The sequence below is a fragment of the Eubacterium sp. 14-2 genome (genome assembly GCF_000403845.2).
Classification (GTDB): Bacteria; Bacillota; Clostridia; order Lachnospirales; family Lachnospiraceae; genus Petralouisia.
This window is the reverse complement of sequence record NZ_KE159567.1, coordinates 1,318,893-1,336,303: the sequence shown is the minus strand read 5'-3', so window position 1 is coordinate 1,336,303 and position 17,411 is coordinate 1,318,893. Positions and strand designations below refer to the sequence as shown.

13 protein-coding genes are annotated in these 17,411 nt (G+C 47.1%); 4 read left to right on the top strand and 9 right to left on the bottom strand.

Going from position 1 to position 17,411, the window contains the following annotated elements; translation table 11 throughout:
• Nucleotides 1-4 precede the first annotated feature (4 nt).
• Together C805_RS13315 and C805_RS13310 are read left to right on the top strand one after the other, a co-directional pair.
• The gene (locus C805_RS13315) at nt 5-886 is read left to right on the top strand and encodes a MerR family transcriptional regulator (protein WP_016214389.1); all 882 of its coding nucleotides are present in this window, start codon (nt 5-7) and stop codon (nt 884-886) included.
• 105 nt (nt 887-991) lie between these two features.
• Complete coding sequence (locus C805_RS13310) at nt 992-3,019, top strand: methyl-accepting chemotaxis protein (protein WP_016214388.1); 2,028 nt, start codon at nt 992-994, stop codon at nt 3,017-3,019.
• A 136-nt stretch (nt 3,020-3,155) separates the two neighbouring features.
• On the opposite strand, the gene C805_RS13305 is transcribed toward C805_RS13310, so the two are convergent.
• The 6 genes from C805_RS13305 to rsxC form a co-directional block, all read right to left on the bottom strand.
• The gene (locus C805_RS13305; protein WP_016214387.1) at nt 3,156-3,956 is read right to left on the bottom strand and encodes an RnfABCDGE type electron transport complex subunit B; all 801 of its coding nucleotides are present in this window, start codon (nt 3,954-3,956) and stop codon (nt 3,156-3,158) included.
• 189 nt (nt 3,957-4,145) lie between these two features.
• Nucleotides 4,146-4,721, bottom strand: a complete 576-nt coding sequence (gene rsxA, locus C805_RS13300; protein WP_016214386.1) for an electron transport complex subunit RsxA — start codon at nt 4,719-4,721, stop codon at nt 4,146-4,148.
• Between the two features lie 3 nt (nt 4,722-4,724).
• The gene (gene rsxE, locus C805_RS13295; protein ID WP_016214385.1) at nt 4,725-5,414 is read right to left on the bottom strand and encodes an electron transport complex subunit RsxE; all 690 of its coding nucleotides are present in this window, start codon (nt 5,412-5,414) and stop codon (nt 4,725-4,727) included.
• A gap of 2 nt (nt 5,415-5,416) precedes the next feature.
• Nucleotides 5,417-6,028, bottom strand: coding sequence for an RnfABCDGE type electron transport complex subunit G (locus C805_RS13290; protein ID WP_016214384.1), 612 nt, complete (start codon nt 6,026-6,028; stop codon nt 5,417-5,419).
• Nucleotides 6,021-6,962, bottom strand: a complete 942-nt coding sequence (locus tag C805_RS13285; protein ID WP_016214383.1) for an RnfABCDGE type electron transport complex subunit D — start codon at nt 6,960-6,962, stop codon at nt 6,021-6,023. The genes C805_RS13290 and C805_RS13285 overlap by 8 nt, the downstream gene beginning before the upstream one ends.
• A gap of 16 nt (nt 6,963-6,978) precedes the next feature.
• Nucleotides 6,979-8,298 (bottom strand): electron transport complex subunit RsxC, encoded by a 1,320-nt coding sequence (gene rsxC / locus C805_RS13280; protein ID WP_031201018.1) that lies wholly within the window; start codon nt 8,296-8,298, stop codon nt 6,979-6,981.
• 473 nt (nt 8,299-8,771) lie between these two features.
• Here rsxC and C805_RS13275 point away from each other — a divergent pair, with 473 nt between their 5' ends.
• A complete protein-coding gene (locus C805_RS13275; RefSeq protein WP_016214381.1) occupies nt 8,772-13,442 on the top strand; it encodes a leucine-rich repeat protein in 4,671 nt (1,556 codons plus the stop codon).
• Nucleotides 13,443-13,519: 77 nt separating this feature from the next.
• Complete coding sequence (locus C805_RS13270) at nt 13,520-14,611, top strand: ribonuclease H-like domain-containing protein (protein WP_016214380.1); 1,092 nt, start codon at nt 13,520-13,522, stop codon at nt 14,609-14,611.
• 69 nt (nt 14,612-14,680) lie between these two features.
• On the opposite strand, the gene C805_RS13265 is transcribed toward C805_RS13270, so the two are convergent.
• The 3 genes from C805_RS13265 to ispH are packed head-to-tail and all read right to left on the bottom strand — an operon-like array spanning nt 14,681 to nt 17,400.
• Complete coding sequence (locus C805_RS13265; RefSeq protein ID WP_016214379.1) at nt 14,681-15,454, bottom strand: CheR family methyltransferase; 774 nt, start codon at nt 15,452-15,454, stop codon at nt 14,681-14,683.
• Between the two features lie 10 nt (nt 15,455-15,464).
• Entirely contained in the window at nt 15,465-16,562 is a 1,098-nt protein-coding gene (gene rpsA / locus C805_RS13260; protein ID WP_016214378.1) for a 30S ribosomal protein S1, read from the bottom strand.
• Entirely contained in the window at nt 16,543-17,400 is an 858-nt protein-coding gene (gene ispH, locus C805_RS13255) for a 4-hydroxy-3-methylbut-2-enyl diphosphate reductase (protein WP_016214377.1), read from the bottom strand. Before ispH ends, rpsA begins: the two co-directional genes overlap by 20 nt.
• Nucleotides 17,401-17,411: the final 11 nt, after the last annotated feature.

Genomic DNA, 17,411 nt, shown 5'->3' with positions numbered 1-17,411 from the left:
TTACATGAAATATGAAAAAAATAAAATGCTCACTATCGGGCAGTTTGCAGCCATGCATGGCATTAACAAAAAAACACTGATGTGGTATGACGAAATCGGCCTGTTTTCTCCTGCAGCAGTCAGTCCTCATAATGGTTACCGCTATTACAGCTACCATCAGAGTTCTGTTCTGGAAACCATTCTGCTGCTGCGGGAACTGGATGTGTCCGTAAGCGAAATTCAGGATTTTATGAAAAACCGTTCTGCCCGCAGCCTGAAACATCTTCTGGATGAGAAAATCACGGAACTTGACCGCCATATCTCCCATCTGCAGGAACTTCGAAACACAATGTCCCATCACCGGCAGAACATGGCAACGCTGCTGCAGATGGATTTGTCTGAAATCACATTTGTGGAAAAGGAACCATGTCCCCTGATTACCGTAGACATCAGCAGACAGGTTTCCTTTGAAGAAGAAGTGGAACTGATTACTGCCGAAACGCAAAAATACCACCTCCGCCGTCTTCATGACGCTTCCTATGGCTCCATGCTCCCTGCAGAGCATCTGTATCAGGGGAAATTTGAGGAATATTCCAGCCTGTTTGTGGAGCTTCCCTTTCCTCTGCCGGAAGAAGGGTTCCACATCCGTCCTGGCGGAAAGTATCTCCGGGCTTTTTTTCGGGGAAACTGGGAGCATCTTCCGGAAAAATACGGGGAAATTCTGGATTTTGCCCGTGAAAAAGGACTGACCCTTCTGGGCCACTCCTATGAGACAGGCATCAATGAAACGGTCATTGACCGCATGGAAGATTATATTGTTCAGATTGAAATTCCGGTTCAGCATACAGCCTTATTACAGGAAAAACAGACGAACTTTCAACCGCCTTTTCGGCCATATGATTCTTGAAAAACAGCGGCAGTCATGATAAAATTATTGGTGGAAAATCGATACACTCCGAACATACAGGAGAAATTTGATAATTGCTAATCTATTTTTTACAGGGAGAATGTTATGAAATTTCTGGCTAATCGAAAACTCGCTACACGTATCAGCATTATTACTACCATGATCACTTTCTCAGGAATGCTTCTGCTCTGGTTCATTGTATCCGGCCGAGTCGCCTCCATGGTGAAAAGCAACATTACCAATCAGATGACTGACGCTGTGGAATCAAGAGCTGCTATCATAAATGACTATGTAACTTCCGCAGAAGAATACATGTCTGCTTTCGCTCTGAGCAGTGAAGTCCGAGGCCTTCTTGAACATCCGGAAGATCCCGAACTGTTACAGAAGGCACAGAAGTACACGGAAGACTTTGCTTCTGTCAAAGGGATTTTCGAAGGATTATACATTGCAACACCATCCACATATGTCCTGACTCATACCTCTCAGGATGCCATCGGCATAACCACCCGAACCGGCGAATCTCTGGAGACCTTCCAGAATACCATTCTGGCTGATCCTCAGCTCACGAACCTGGGCATCATGAAATCTCCGGGAACCGGCAGCATGATTCTTTCCATGTATTATCCTCTTTTTAATGAACAGGACTGTATCGGCTATGTGGGCGCCGGCGTTTACGCCAGCCGGCTGATGGATTCCCTGCTGAATCTGGACATCGAAGGGCTGCCCCACAGTGAATATGCATTTTTAAACGTGGACACCGGCACATATCTGTATCATCCGGATGAAACGCTTCTGAACACGGAAACAACTGACAAAGGATATCAGGAAATTCTCCGGCGAATTGAAAAGAACAGCGACACACAGGCAGGTACCTACTCTTATAAAGATGAAAAAGGCGTCAGCCAGCTGGTTGTCTACAAATATCTGAAAGACCGGAACTGGGTTTTCATGGTCCGGGACAATGCATCGGAAGTCTACGGTGAAGTATCTGATGTACGCACAACTGTGGGTATCCTGTGCGGTGTTGTGGCGGCAGTTGTTATACTTGTCACACTGCTGATTCTGTACCGGGAGGGCCGGGAACTTATGGTAATGGAACATGCCATCCGGCACCTTGGCTGCCTGGAACTTACCGCCGACCAGGAACTGGAGCCTTTCTTCGGCAGAACCGACGAAATCGGACTGATTGCCCAGACCATACATCAGCTCTGTGACTGTCTGCGCAAAACCATAGACGATATAGGCCGGATTCTGGGTGAAATGGCAGATGGAAACATTGCTGTGGACGTCTCTCTGAACGAGTCTTACTATATCGGTGACTTCAGGGTCCTGGCCGAAAGCCTGAAAAGTATCCGCACCCATCTTACCAATGTTATGCGCGATATTACCAATATTGCAAAAAAGGTAGACAACGGTGCAAATCAGGTGTCCGCAGGCGCTCAGGCCCTGTCTCAGGGCAGTATGGAACAGAAACTTTCCATTGACGGCCTTGTATCAAACGTCACAGATATTACCGCACAGATTCAAAGCAGCACTGCCCGCTGTGAAAATGCCAGTGATCTGGTAGACAGGGCTACAGGATATGCTGCCGAAGCAGATACAAAGATGGAGCAGCTTATTGAGGCCACCAAAAATATTGACCAGTCCTCAACTCAGATCGGCACCATCATAAAAACCATTGAAGATATTGCTCTCCAGACCAATATTCTTGCACTGAACGCTTCTGTGGAAGCTGCCCGTGCAGGTACTGCCGGAAAAGGATTTTCCGTGGTGTCCGGTGAAGTCAGAAGCCTTGCATCCAAATCTGCCGAAGCTGCAAGAGATACCAACACTCTGATCGGCCAGTCCATTCACGATGTAAAAACAGGTACGGAATCCACAAATGTGGCCATTTCCGCAATGCAGATTATCAGCGAATGTATCCAGTCTATCAAGACTCTGATGGATGATATTTCCCTTGCCAGCGTCCAGCAGGCAGAAATGATGTCTTCCATGGAAAACAGGATCAAAGAAGTTTCCAGAGTTGTACAGACTAATTCTGACGCTGCCGAAGAAAGCGCTGCTATCTCAACGGAACTGTCCGACCAGGCTAAAACCTTAAATCATCTTCTCAGCCAGTTCCGCATACAGTAAAAAAGGAGCGTTGCAAAGGAACCCTCCGCCTGCAGCGGGTCCCTTTGAGGCATATAAAAACCCCATGGAATCAGGTTTTATCATATCCTGATTCCATGGGGCTTTATTAAAATACGGAAGATCACAGACCCTTCTGTTATCCTGCCCTGCTGATAATCTTCTTCGGGCATTTCTCTGCACAGGTTCCGCAGCCGGTACACTTCTCATAATCAATATGCGCAATATTACCTGTTACGGTTACTGCTCCTTCCGGACAGTTCTTTTCACAGAGTTTACATCCGATACAACCTACAGAGCAGGCTGCCATCACATCTTTGCCCTTGTCTTTGGAATTGCACCGTACCTTGTTCTTTGCATCATAAGGCACCAGTTCAATCAGGTTCTTCGGACAGGCTGCCACGCATTTTCCGCAGGCCTTGCAGGCATCTTTATCCACCACTGCAATACCGTTGATAATATGTACCGCATCAAAAGGACATGCTTTCACACAGCTTCCATACCCCAGACATCCGTAACTGCAGGATTTCGGCCCGCCGCCGGGAATAAATGCCATGGCTGCACAGTCTTCCACGCCGGTATATTCATAATCCTGTTTTGCTTTCTCGCAGTCACCGGCACATTTTACAAAAGCCGCCATTTTGACGCCGCCTTCTGCAGAAACGCCCATAATATCACCAATCTGAGCTGCCACCGGATCTCCGCCCACAGGACACTGATTTACCGGAGCCTCGCCTTTGACAATGGCTGCCGCAAGACCGGAACATCCTGCATAGCCGCAGCCGCCGCAGTTATTTCCCGGCAGAACACCCAGAATTGCTTCTTCTCTCTCATCTACTTCCACTTTGAATTTTTCCCCGAAGATTCCAAGGAAAAAGCCAAGGAAGATACCGGTTCCGCCCACTACCAGGGCGGCAATGACAATTGCTGTAATATTCATTTCTTTTCCTCCTATTTTTATCAACCACAGCTCAGACGCGCCATTCGCAAAACCACATGTTCCATGTGTTGCTGCTGCCGCAGCTCTCCGTTTTGCTCATAGAAAGGCGCTCACTCCATCCCCGGCATTATGTGCTCATCTGTGGGAGCATAGTCCGCCCGTAATGCCGGGGATGGCTGAACTGTGGGATTAAATCATTCCTGAGAATCCCATAAAGGCGATTGACATTAAGCTGGCTGTAATCAGCACAATAGCTGTCCCCTGAAACCGTTTGGGAATATCATTATATTCAATCTTCTCACGGATACCTGCCATAATAACAATGGCAATAAAGAATCCAACGGAGGTTGCGAGACCGTTTACCACGCCCTGAAGTAAATCATAACCCTTGCTTACATTGTTCAGAGCAACACCCAGTACCGCACAGTTGGTAGTAATCAGCGGAAGAAACACACCCAGGGATTCATACAGCGGAGGCATATTTTTCTTCAGGAACATTTCCACAAACTGTACCAGTGACGCAATGACCAGAATAAATACAATGGTCTGCAGATATTCCACATGGCAGGGCGTCAGAATAAACTTGTAAATCAGTCCCGTTACAAAGGAGGCCAGCGTAATAACAAAGATAACTGCGCCGCCCATTCCGGCTGCTGTCTCTGTTTTTTTGGAAACACCCAGGAACGGACAGATTCCGAGGAACTGGCTTAACACTACATTATTTACAATGGCAGAGCCGATTGCTATAATCAATAATTCTTTCATCTGTTATTTCGCCTCCTGTTCTGCTGATTTTTTTGCTGCATCCTGCAGTTTTCCGGTACACATGGCTGACTGGGAACAGCTTGCGCAGTCTCCGGTTATACAGCCGGAAGGAGCTGCCAGCGGTTTGCCTTTCTTTTCCATTTTGTCACGGACCACATTCATGCCGGCAACCAGGAATGCAAGGACCAGAAATGCGCCGGGCGCCATGATAAATACAGTAATTCCAAGGTTTGCTCCCAGTATCTGGCGGATTAAACCGATACAGGTCAGGCCGATGGTAAATCCAAGGCCCATGCCCAGTCCGTCAAAAATGGAAGGCGTAATGGGATTTTTGGAAGCATAGCTTTCCGCTCTTCCCAGAATGATACAGTTTACCACAATCAGAGGGATATACACACCTAAGGATGCGGAAAGAGCCGGCGTATAAGCCTGCATGATAAACTGTACAATGGTAACCAGAGAAGCTACCACCACGATATAGGCCGGCATACGCACTCCGTTGGGAATCACTTTACGGAACATGGAAATCAGAAGGTTGGACATAACAAGCACCACTGTGGTGGAAAGGCCCATACCGATTCCGTTGACTGCGGAGGATGTTACCGCCAATGTGGGACACATACCTAACATCAGCACAAAGGTAGGATTTTCCTTAATAATACCGTTATACAAACGTTCTACATATTTATTCATACTTAGTTACCTCCCTGCAAAGCACTTCTGAAATACAACAGACATGCGTTGACGCCGTTGGTGACTGCTCTGGAAGAAATGGTTGCGCCGGTTACCGCCTGAATCTCACTGTCAGACGCCGGAGCTGTCTTCACTACCGTATAGGTCTCTTCTGTCTTTCCCTCAAACTGGGAATAAAAAGGTTCTTCCTGTACCAGTACGCCAAGACCCGGTGTTTCACTGATGGATGTAATGGAATATCCGTTTAAGGTTCCATCATTCTGAATCCCTACGGAAAAGGAAATATCCGCCTGGCTTCCTTCATGGGAAGTTACATTGATTACATATCCCAGCACATTGCCGGAACCGTCCAGGGCTTTGTTCACTGCTGTAATCTCATCTTTGGAAAATTCACTTGCCCCAATCAGTTCCGCAGCTGCTGCCGCGTCAAAAGTTTCATCTTCCTCAAAGGTCTGTGCATCTGCAAACACTACTTTGTAGGCCTCATCCAATGCAGCTTTCTGAGCTGCCGCAATGGGTTCCTTTGTAATATCATATACCACGCCCAGCAAAAATCCCAGTACCAGGGTAAAGGCGGTTAAAATCAACGCGTCATGTACGATCTTCTTATTCATGCTGTTTTACCTCCTTTTTCTGACCAAATGCCCTCGGAATGGTAAATTTCTCAATAATCGGCACCAGAAGGTTTCCAAGGATAATGGCGAAGGAAACACCTTCTGCATTGGCTCCGAACAGACGGAATAATCCTGTCAGGATACCAAGAACAATTCCGTATACCACTCTTCCCATGGGGGTAATGGGAGAAGTCACATAATCCGTAGCCATGAAAAATGCACCCAGCATCAGACCGCCGCCGCAGAGATGGGCTGTCAGATAAGTCATATCGAATCCATGGCCGCCGAACAGCAGTACAAAAACACCAAAAGAAAGAATGTAGCTTGCAGGAATGGTCAGATCAATCACACCCATCAGGATCAGAAAAACCGCTCCCAGCAAAACTGCGATAACACTTGTCTCACCAATGGTTCCCGCAGTGGTTCCCAGCAGCATTTTCATGGTATCCACTGCTTCTCCGTTCTTTAACAGAGCCAGCGGAGTAGCTCCCGTCACACCGTCATAGGTAAAGCTGGTCATGGTTCCCGCAAATGATACCAGCAAAAAGCATCTTGCTCCCAGAGCCGGATTCATGAAATTCTGTCCCAGACCGCCGAACAGCATTTTTACAATGACAATGGCAAATACGCTGCCCAGAACTGCCTGCCAGACGGGCAGGGTGTGAGGCAGGTTCAGCGCCAGCAGAAGCCCTGTTACCACAGCGCTGAAATCATTGATGGTACTCTTTTTATGTATCAGTTTCTCAAAAACCCATTCGGAAGCCACGCAGGTTGCAACACATACTAAAATCAGGATCAGAGCCTTCAGGCCAAAATTCCAGATACCGAAAAGGCTGGCCGGCAGCAGTGCAATCGCCACATAAAGCATAATTTTTGCGGATGTATCTTTGGCACGAATGTGGGATGAGGATGATACGTTATACAAATCACTCACAATAAGACACCTCTTTCTATTTTTTTCTTCTCTCTGCAAGAATCTGTTTTTTCATGGTACGAATGGACTGGGCCAGAGGTATTTTGGCCGGGCAGATGTAACTGCAGCTTCCGCATTCAATACATTCCATCCCGTTCCACTTTTCAAACCCTGCCATATCCCCGTGGCCTGCCATTTTTGCCAGCCTGGTGGGAATAATCTGTTCCGGACAGGCAGACACGCACCGGCCGCAGTTAATACATGCGGTAGTCTCGCTGGCTGCCACATCATCTTTTGCAAGACAGAGCAGGGATGAGGAGGTTTTGGTGGTGGGAATGTCCAGACCAAACATGGAGAATCCCATCATGGGGCCGCCGGAAATAATTTTCTCAGGCTGCACTTTGAAACCGCCTGCGGCTTCCAGCACTTCTCTGTAACTCATGCCCAGGCAGATATCAAAATTGCCCGGCTCAGCCACAGCATCTCCCGTTACCGTAAAAATACGATTCATTACAGGTTTGCCCAGTTTTACTGCCCTGTAAATGGAAATCAGTGTTTCCACATTGTCCACAATACATCCTGCATCTGCGGGAAGCATGGTGGAATTGATTTCCCGGTGGGTGGTAGCGTAAATGAGCTGACGCTCTCCGCCCTGTGGGTATTTTGTCTTCAGCGGACAGACTTCCATCCGCGGTTCGTTTCTGGTAAGTTCCTGCATTTTTGCGATGCAGTCCGGCTTGTTGTCCTCAATGCCGAACAGGCCTTTCGCATGGTCAAACAGCTGCAGGACAATGCGCATTCCGGCAATCAGTTCTTCCGGATTTTCCAGCATACGCCGGTAGTCCGCAGTCAGATAAGGCTCGCACTCCGCGCAGTTTGCAATAATATATTCGATCTTATCCGGTTCTTTGGGAGATAATTTCACATGGGTCGGAAAACCGGCTCCACCCATTCCCACAACGCCTGCTTCCTTCACCTTTCCAATGATTTCCTCTTTGGAAAGAGCAGTCACATCCTCTGTTTCGGAATATTCCACTTCTTTCATTTCTCCATCATTTTCAATAATGATGGCATTCACCATATCTCCTGTTGCTCCTCTGCGCGGCTGGATTGCCTTCACTTTACCGGATACGGAGGAATAAACCGGCGCGGATACAAAACCGCCGGCTTCTGCAATCTTCTGTCCCCGCAGCACGGTATCGCCCACAGCTACCACAGGCCCCGCCGGTGCTCCGATATGCTGAGAAACCGGAAATACCAGCTCTTCTTTGGGCAGTAACTCGCGAATTGGCTTATCCTTGGAAAATTCTTTTCCATCGTGCGGATGAACGCCGCCCTTAAATGTCATGAAACCCATTTTTCGTGCCCCACTTTCTTTAAAATATTTTAAGTACAACAGCCCGAACCTCTGAAAATACAGGCTGCTGCCCATAACAGTTCCGTTTCCTTCCCTGTTACGCTGTTCATCTTAAATGATATATTTTATGCCTGGAAATGCGGCATAAGTCAGTAACTTTAATTATAGCACATTTTATATTTCATAACACATCTTTTTTCGATAAATTTGTACTTTTTTCAGCACAAAACCGGATACATAAAATGCCAGTCCTGATATAGCCTGGAAAACTGCCGGAATATGTAAATTCCGAACTCCTTTTATTTCTGTTCCCGGCATTATTTCATTTTAGCGGAATGTTTCCTGTCACCAGTGCAAAATCTCTTTTTATTCTCCTCCATTTCCTTGCCAAATCCCGGAAATCCCGGTATAATCTGAAGTAACAGCTACGAAATATGACAAATCTGATATAACAGGAAAGAAGGAGTGTTTTTATGAAAAGAACAGGAAAAATCATCAGCCTTCTGCTGACGTTTGTACTTGTGCTGGATTTATTCTTTCCCGCATCTTTCAGCCCTGACGGGCTCACAGACGTACAGGCAGCGCTGGAACCGCCAACAGGAGAGACTTCCGGTGAATGCGGAACCGACATCAGATGGAAACTGGAAGTAGACGAAAACGGAAATTTATACCCGGATGGGGACACATCCGCTTCCCCAACCTGCTACACACTGATTCTGGAAGGAACCGGAGAGATGAACGAGAGCCTGTTCGACCGTACCACAAGCCCCTGGTACGGCTACCGGGAAGTAATTACCTCCGTTTCCATCAGCGAGGGTATCACCGGTATCTGCCGCTATGGACTGGCAAACCTCTGCAGCCTGACATCCATTGAACTGCCGAACAGCATTACCTCCATTGGTACTCTGGCTTTCGATGAGGACATTTCCCTGCAGACTGTCACCTGCGGCGCAGGACTGGAAACCATTGGGCAAAATGCTTTTTACGGTCTGAAATCCCTTACAGCTGTCTCCCTGCCGGAAGGGCTGACTACGATCGGAGAGGGCGCTTTTGCCGGTTGCCAGAAACTGGCATCCGTTACCCTGCCGGACAGCCTGACTGCCATAAACACAGACGCTTTCAGCATGACAAAGCTGAACAGTATTACCATCCCTCAGAATGTATCCTCCATTGGAGCCGGGGCTTTTTCCGCCACATACCTGAACAATATTCAGGTGGATGCCGGCAATACTCATTTCCAGGTACAGGATAAGATCCTTTATGAAAAAAGAGAAGACGGTACCCTCTGGCGGGCGCTTGCCTATGCCACATTGAATCCGGTTTCTTCCGTCACCCTTGCAGAGGGAACCGAACTGATTGACGCCTATACATTTTTTACAGCAAATAAAATTACTTCCCTGACACTGCCGGATACCCTTACGGAAATCGGACAGATGGCATTTGCCCATTGTTATAATCTGGAAAGCCTGCTGCTCCCGGAAAGCCTTAAAAGCATCAACAAAGGTGGTTTTATGGGCTGTGAAAAAATTCAGGAAGTGGTCATTCCCGACAGCGTGGAAACATTGGGTGAAGAAGTATTCTCCAGCTGCCTTGCCCTGACCACTGTTCACATTGGCAAAGGAGTCCGGGAACTGGACGCCCCTTTCAAATCCAGTAAGAAGGTAGAAACCGTCACGGTATCTTCCGAAAATCCCCATCTGGAAGCGCTGGATAACGTAATTTACAGCAAAGACCATACGGTTTTCTATTACTATGCCCCTATGAAACCAGATACAGAGTACCATCTCCCGGACCAGGTAACCACACCGAAACCATATGCTGTAAACTATGCGGATTCACTGGAAAAGCTGTATTTGCCCGGAACACTGGAAACCCTGACAGAATGCTGCTTTTCTTTTAATAAGAATCTGAAATCCATATATTTTGCAGGAGACGCTCCCTCAGACCGGTTAAGTGCGGTCAGTATAACCAAAAATTCTGAAAACCTGATTCTCTATAAAACAGCGGATTCCACTAAATGGGACTGGAATCCCGGATTCTGGAAAGGATTTACCTTCGGCATATGGGATCCGGAAAACGACGCCATGGAAGGAGGCAGCTTCGGCAGCGTATCCTGGACTTACAACGCAGGCGATGGCAGCCTGGTGTTTACCGGAACAGGCCCCATTCCGGACTTTACGGAAGCGGCTCCTCCTCTCTGGAACGATTATATGGGATCTGTCCAGACCATTGAGGCAGATAATATTACCAGTATTGGAAACCGCAGTTTTTACGGAGCCGGCAGCCTGATTCGTCTGGACGCAGGCTCTGGCCTGAACCGTATCGGAGACTACGCCTTTTCAGACTGTACCGCCATGAAATTTCCGGATATATCTGCAGCCGGCATTATCGGCACAGCTGCTTTCCGAAATAATTCTTCTATTACAGGCAATCTCATACTGGAGAAAGTTTCTTCCCTGGGCGCAGGGGCATTTCAGGGCTGCAGTTCCATTCCTTTTGTCACCCTGGGCACCCACCTGACCGTACTGGAAGAAGACGTATTTTCGGACTGCACCAGCCTGACCACTTTCCTGATTCCGGAACAGATATCTGCTATCCAAAACCGGGCTCTGAAAGGCTGCACCAGTCTGCGCTCTGTCAATATTCCGGCTGGGGTCACCGCTATCGGAACTCAGGCATTTGCCGGAAACACCGCTCTGGAAAAAGCATACTTTTACGGTGGAATCCCCTCTGACTGGGCTGCAGACAGTTTCAGCGGCTGCCACAGCGCGCTGAACCTCTGCTACCGGACTTCCCAGACCGTCTGGAACAGCCTGAACGGAAGCTGGAACAATATCCCCCTGCTGGGACAGGACAGATTCTACACGGAACGCGAGGACCACTACTCTTTCCTCAATACTGCCTCCTCCTTTGGATATCCTGCCAATTACCGGTTTTCGAAACAGAGGTTTGTGGAAACACTGAGCAGTATTTCTCTGGGCACCTATTATTACATCACAGACAGAGGATGGGGCGGCTCCTGCTATGGTATGGCCGGTAGCACACTGGAATTCTACGAAAACCCGGAAGAATTCTCTGTGTCAGACTATGGCTCTTCTGATGGTACCCTTTATGGCGTCAGAGCTCCCGGAAATAAAAATGCAGCCCTGACAAAATTGATAGAAACCTGTCAGATTTCCCAGTTCCATCCTGTGATTGCCGGAAATACCGGCAGTATCAGACAGAATATGAACCATTACGGGGAACTGATCCGGAAAATTGAAGAATTTGAGCGGGCAGGCGGACTGCGGATTGATTCAGAAGCGGAACCCATCGTGCTCCTGCTCTACTCCACTTACAGCGGTCACGCAGTGATTCCTGTCTCTGTGGACCAGAGCGATACCGGAGATTTTCTGGTCAGAGTATATGACCCCAACAATACCGGCGGACTGAACACCCTGACCATTCACAGAGATCTCAGCGGAATTTCCTACTCCTGTTACAAAACAGCTTCCTATGTGCCTTACAGCGCCCTCAGCGCCTCTCTGAACGGTGTGACAGCTTACAGTGAAGAAGACAAATCCCTGTACCTGTCCATCGACAAGGAACATGGAATGGCAACAGACACCCAGGGCAGAGATATCAGTGAAATCGAAGGAGCCTATGAACAGAAACCTCTGTCCGACGGAGAAGACGACACCTTCTGCGGCATTCGCAGCTTTGTTCTGCCAAAGGGAAATTACCGGCTTACCGCAGACGTACCGGAAGGACAGACCGAAACTGCCAATCCTGATTCTGTTACCTTCTATACGGGAACCTCAGACTATTTTGCTGAAATCCATTCCACTGATGAAAATGCTGTACTTGAAATAAGTGAAGCCGGAGCCACCGGCCAGGAACTTGTAATAGAACTCAAATCAGAGGCCCAGACCGGAGAAACGGCAGATTTTACACTGGTAAATGCTTCCGGCATGGAACGGACTGTGGAACTGGACAGCAGTAATGCAGTCATTGCCCTGAAAGATAACAACGAACTTTCCATACAGGCGGCGGGACAGGATTCCATTGTTCTGGACGGTAAGGAAACCCCTCTGCAGAACGGAACATTGGACACTTCCTTTATTGCAGCTTCTGATGAGAACCCGCTGAAAGCCTCCGAACTGGAAGCAGAGATTACCTGCGATAAGAACAACAGACTGAACGGAACGCTAAACGCAGAAGTAGTTTCCAATACTTCCGGCAGCAAAGCAGTGACAATTACAGCAGAATTTTTTGAGCATGAAAACGATACCCAGGCAGCCGCAGATGTCTCCTGGGAAAAGACCCTGAATCCGGGCCGCAACGTGGTTTCCCTGACTCTGGAAGAACTGGAAACCGCGTTCCAAAACACCTCCGGAACCGCCTCCTTATCCTGCAGATTTACCGTTACGGACGAGATGGACAATTCCTTTGTTCTGACAGAAAGCGGAATCTCCGTTTCTCTGACCGGGCAGGAGAATCCTCCGGATTCCGGAGAAAACAGACCGGGAACCTCAGAACCCGGACCCTCAAAACCGGAAACGCCCGGCAGTTCCGGCGGTTCTTCCGGTTCTGAAAACAGAAGGCCGATTATCACCGATACCGACACAGACGACCCGGAGGACGGTCAGAATCCGGCTCCCATCCGCAGGAACCGCGTTGTTACGGATATCAAAGTAAATGTGAAGAACCTGACCCTTGGCGTAGGAGAAACTTTCAGTCTGAAAGCCTCTGTCCTCCCGGAAAATGCTTCGGATAAGACTCTCCGCTACACTGCCTCCAACAAAAATGTCACCATAAGCGCAGGAGGCAAAATCAGCGCCAAAAAGACCGGTTCCTCCAAAATTACCATCACTTCTTCCAATGGAAAGAAGACCACGGTAAAAATCTCCGTTAAGAAGAAGCCTGGCAAATTCAAACTGAATGCAACCACGAAAACCATAAAAGTCGGATGGAAATTCCAGATAAAGGCAAAATTTCCCAAAGGTACTGCCAGCCACAGGCTCACCTATTCTTCCAGTAAGAAGTCAGTTGCAACCGTTTCCTCCACCGGAAAAATAACTGCCCGTAAGAAGGGAACTGCCATTATCACGGTAAAGACTTTCAATGGGAAGAAAGCGAAAATGAAAGTAATTGTAAGAAAATAATCCGACTTCAGACGGTGATAGCCGGTCAGCTTTATGGCTGAACCGGCTATCACCGTAAATAATGAATGGAGACACCCATGAAAACATGGAATGCAGAACTTCCCCCTGCTGCAGACAACCCCTGTATGGAAAAATATATCACACCGTCTTCTGTTTTCCTTGATTTGGAAACCTCGGGCTTTTCTTCGGCCCGCAATCAGATTTATATGATTGGATATGCCTTTCAGACAGACCGGAAAATATGCATTACCCAGCTGTTTGCAGAAACCCTTTCGGAAGAAAAACAGGTGATTTCAGCTTTTCTGGAATTCCTGACCCGGTATGACACCCTGATTACCTTCAACGGAACGGGATTTGACATACCTTTCCTGAAAAGCAGATGCGCCCTCTTTCACCTGCCGGAAAATCTGGATACCTTCCGTCACATTGATATTTACAAACAGATTTCCATCTGCAGGAATATTCTGAAACTGCCCAATCTGAAACAGAAAACTCTGGAAAAGTTTCTGGATATTTCACGGGATGATGTCTGTTCCGGCAAAGATTTAATCTCTGTCTGGTCAGAATATACAAAACAGCCTTCCGAAGAAAGCTGTAAATTTCTGAAACTCCACAACTATGAAGATGTGGCAGGAATGATACCGTTACTTTCTCTGCTGTCCTATCCCTGTTTTTTGGAAGGAAACTTTCAGGTTTCTTCCTGGCAGCAGCAGGACTGGGAAAGCTGGGAGGGTACTGCCGGAAAAGAGCTGATTCTGACCCTGAACCTGGAACTTCCTGTTCCAAAACCATTTTCCTGCACAGAGGGAGAAATTTATCTAAAGGGAGACCGCAATCAGATAAAACTGCGGGTCCCTCTTTATACAGGAGAACTGAAATATTTTTATCCCAATTTCAAAGATTATTATTACCTTCCTGTAGAGGATATGGCAGTTCACAAAAGCCTGGCTTCCTTTGTGGACAGAAATTACCGTACCCAGGCTTCCGCCGCTACCTGCTACAGTAAAAAATCCGGCCGGTTTCTGCCACAGTACCGGGAACTGTTCAGTCCCGCACTGAAAAAGTCGTATCAGGACAAAGTTTCCTGGTTTGAACTGACAGAAGAATTCACAGATTCTGAAGAAAACCTCAGACAGTATGCCTTGCATCTTCTGGAATCTCTGGTATAATCTGTCCTGTATTCCGAAAGGAGGAAGGAAACAGGCGCACAGAAATACTGTGCGCCTGTTTTTTCAGCCTTACACTTTCTGGAAAAAGAAAGACTGTTTCCGCTGATAATTCAGTTCTTTGTAATTCATAATCTGTTCCGTGCTTCCGATGAAAAGAATTCCATCCTTTGTCAGCGCAGAATTAAATTTCCTGTAAATTTCTTCTTTTGCATCTTCTGTGAAATAAATCAGCACATTTCTGCATACAATCAGATGACATCCTGTGGGATAGGCATCTTTCAGCAAATTATGCTCCTTAAATTCCACCTGACGCTTAATCTCATCCGCAACCTTCCAGGAATTTCCTACCTGAGTAAAGTATTTCTTCTTAAATTCCGGCGGTACAGCCGCAATACTTTTCTCATTGTAAAGGCCCATTCTGGCTTTATCCAGCACCTGTTTGTCAATATCGGTTGCCAGTATCTTAATCTGATTCAAAGGCATATGCTTTGACAGAGCCATCACCAGAGAATAAGGCTCATCACCTGTGGAACAGGCCGCACTCCAGATTTTCAGGTTCTTGCCGAATTTCTGGATTAATGCGGGGAAAACCTCCTTGTCCAGAATGCCCCACTGCTCCGGATTCCGGTAAAATTCCGACACATTGATGGTCAGGAAATTCACAAACTGCTCAAACTTGTCTTCATCCTTCTTAATCAGTGCCACATAATCTTTGTAGCTGGTAATGCTGTTCTTGGATATCAGTGTATCAATCCTGCGTTTCATCTGCTTTTCTTTATAAGCATTCAGATCTATTTTGGTTAATGCAAATATATCTTTTTTGAAATCCTCATATCCATTCATACCGGTTCCCCTATTCTTCTGCAGATTCTTCTGCGTCCTCCTGCGCTTCTTCTGAGGGAGCAAGGAGCGCTTTGATGCTCAGGCTGATTTTTCTGTCTTCCTCATTGAAGTCCACAATCTTAGCTTCAATTTCCTGGCCGATATTCAGTACATCTGCCGGTTTTTCCACATGCTCTCTGGAAATCTGGGAAACATGCAGCAATGCATCCACGCCGGGAGCAAGTTCCACGAATGCGCCGAAATCTGTCATTCTGGCAACCACACCTGTTACGATATTGCCTGCTGCGTATCTGGAAGCTGCATCTTTCCAGGGATTCTCATCTTCAAATTTCATGCTCAGCGCAATCTTGTTCTCGTTGATGTCCTTGATGAAAACTTTTACTTCATCACCGACTTTGAACACTTTTCTGGGATTCTCCACTCTTCCCCAGGACATTTCGGATATGTGAAGCAGTCCGTCAGCACCGCCCAGATCAATAAATGCACCGAAATCTGTTACATTCTTAACAGTTCCTTCCAGAACGTCTCCTACGTTAATACGCTCAAACAGCGCTTTCTGCAGTTCTGCCTTTTTCGCAAGAAGAAGCTGTTTTCTGTCTCCGATAATTCTTCTTCTGCGGGGATTGAATTCTGTAATTACAAATTCAATTTCCTGGTCTTTGTATTTGCCCAGATCCTTCTCGTATGTATCGGATACCAGGCTGGCGGGAATAAAGATTCTCGCCTCATCGATTACCACGCCAAGGCCGCCTTCCAGCACCTGCGCCACCTTTGCAGTAAGCACTTCCTGCGTGTTGAATGCTTCTTCCAGACGTTTGCTGCCTTTTTCAGCTGCAAGGCGCTTGTAGGTCAGCATCACCTGGCCTTCGCCGTCATTAACTTTCAGAACCTTTGCTTCCATGGTATCTCCCACGGATACAACGGTAGTCAGGTCGACATTTGGTTCGTTTGTATACTCATTACGGGTAATAATTCCATCGGATTTGTAACCAATATTTAAGATGATCTCGTCTGGTTTCACATCAATAACGGTACCTTCGACTACCTCTCCATTCCTTATTGTTTTAAATGATTCTTCCAGCATTTGTTCAAAACTCATTTCTGACATTTTTTTGAACCTCCTCAATAATTTTGTTTGGGGTAGAAGCCCCTGCGGTAATACCTACGCTATTAAAGGACCGTAATTCAGAGAAATCCAAATCTTTCATTGTCTGTATATAGCAAGTATTTTCACATTCTTTTTTACATATTTCAAATAGCTTTTGCGTATTGGAACTGGTCTTTCCTCCAATTACAATCATTGCCTCCACCTGACCGGCAATCTTCCTGGCTTCCGCCTGCCGCTCCTGGGTCGCATTGCAAATCGTATTTAAAACAATTATATCATAACCTTTTTTCCCGATAATTTCAACTAGTTCTTTAAATTTCTTGTTGTTAAATGTCGTCTGAGAGACAATACATACCCTTTTTTTTCCTTTCAGAGTAAAATTTTCTGCCTCTTCCTCTGTGGAAATCACAGTTGTTTCTTCCATGTTATGACTCCAGCCCTGAATTCCTTCCACCTCCGGATGGCTGCTGTTGCCAATAATTACCACATGGCAGCCTTCCCGGCTGTACTGTTCCACAATCCGGTGTATTTTCAGCACAAAGGGACAGGTAGCGTCCACACAGGGGATATTCTCGGATTCCAGCAGCTCATAAACCTTCCTGCCCACTCCATGGGAACGGATGATTACCGTTCCGTCTCTGCAGTTTTTCAGATTTTCCAGACTTTCCACCACCTGGACGCCTTTCTGCTCCAGGTCATTCACTACTTCTTCGTTGTGTATAATGGGTCCATAGGTATATATTCTGCCTCCGTTCTGTTCTGCCTGTTCATAAACCGTGTCCACCGCACGTTTCACGCCAAAACAGAAACCGGCAGTTTCTGCCAGAATCACCTTCATGTTTCAGATTC

What these genes read in the sequence shown, in the direction of transcription:
- C805_RS13315 (WP_016214389.1), top strand. Translation starts at nt 5, where the DNA reads ATGAAATATGAAAAAAATAAAATGCTCACTATCGGGCAGTTTGCAGCC.
- C805_RS13305 (WP_016214387.1), bottom strand. Translation starts at nt 3,956, where the DNA reads ATGAATATTACAGCAATTGTCATTGCCGCCCTGGTAGTGGGCGGAACC.
- C805_RS13270 (WP_016214380.1), top strand. Translation starts at nt 13,520, where the DNA reads ATGAAAACATGGAATGCAGAACTTCCCCCTGCTGCAGACAACCCCTGT.
- ispH (WP_016214377.1), bottom strand. Translation starts at nt 17,400, where the DNA reads ATGAAGGTGATTCTGGCAGAAACTGCCGGTTTCTGTTTTGGCGTGAAA.
- rsxC (WP_031201018.1), bottom strand. Translation starts at nt 8,298, where the DNA reads ATGGGTTTCATGACATTTAAGGGCGGCGTTCATCCGCACGATGGAAAA.
- rsxE (WP_016214385.1), bottom strand. Translation starts at nt 5,414, where the DNA reads ATGAATAAATATGTAGAACGTTTGTATAACGGTATTATTAAGGAAAAT.
- C805_RS13310 (WP_016214388.1), top strand. Translation starts at nt 992, where the DNA reads ATGAAATTTCTGGCTAATCGAAAACTCGCTACACGTATCAGCATTATT.
- C805_RS13275 (WP_016214381.1), top strand. Translation starts at nt 8,772, where the DNA reads ATGAAAAGAACAGGAAAAATCATCAGCCTTCTGCTGACGTTTGTACTT.
- rpsA (WP_016214378.1), bottom strand. Translation starts at nt 16,562, where the DNA reads ATGTCAGAAATGAGTTTTGAACAAATGCTGGAAGAATCATTTAAAACA.
- C805_RS13265 (WP_016214379.1), bottom strand. Translation starts at nt 15,454, where the DNA reads ATGAATGGATATGAGGATTTCAAAAAAGATATATTTGCATTAACCAAA.
- C805_RS13290 (WP_016214384.1), bottom strand. Translation starts at nt 6,028, where the DNA reads ATGAATAAGAAGATCGTACATGACGCGTTGATTTTAACCGCCTTTACC.
- rsxA (WP_016214386.1), bottom strand. Translation starts at nt 4,721, where the DNA reads ATGAAAGAATTATTGATTATAGCAATCGGCTCTGCCATTGTAAATAAT.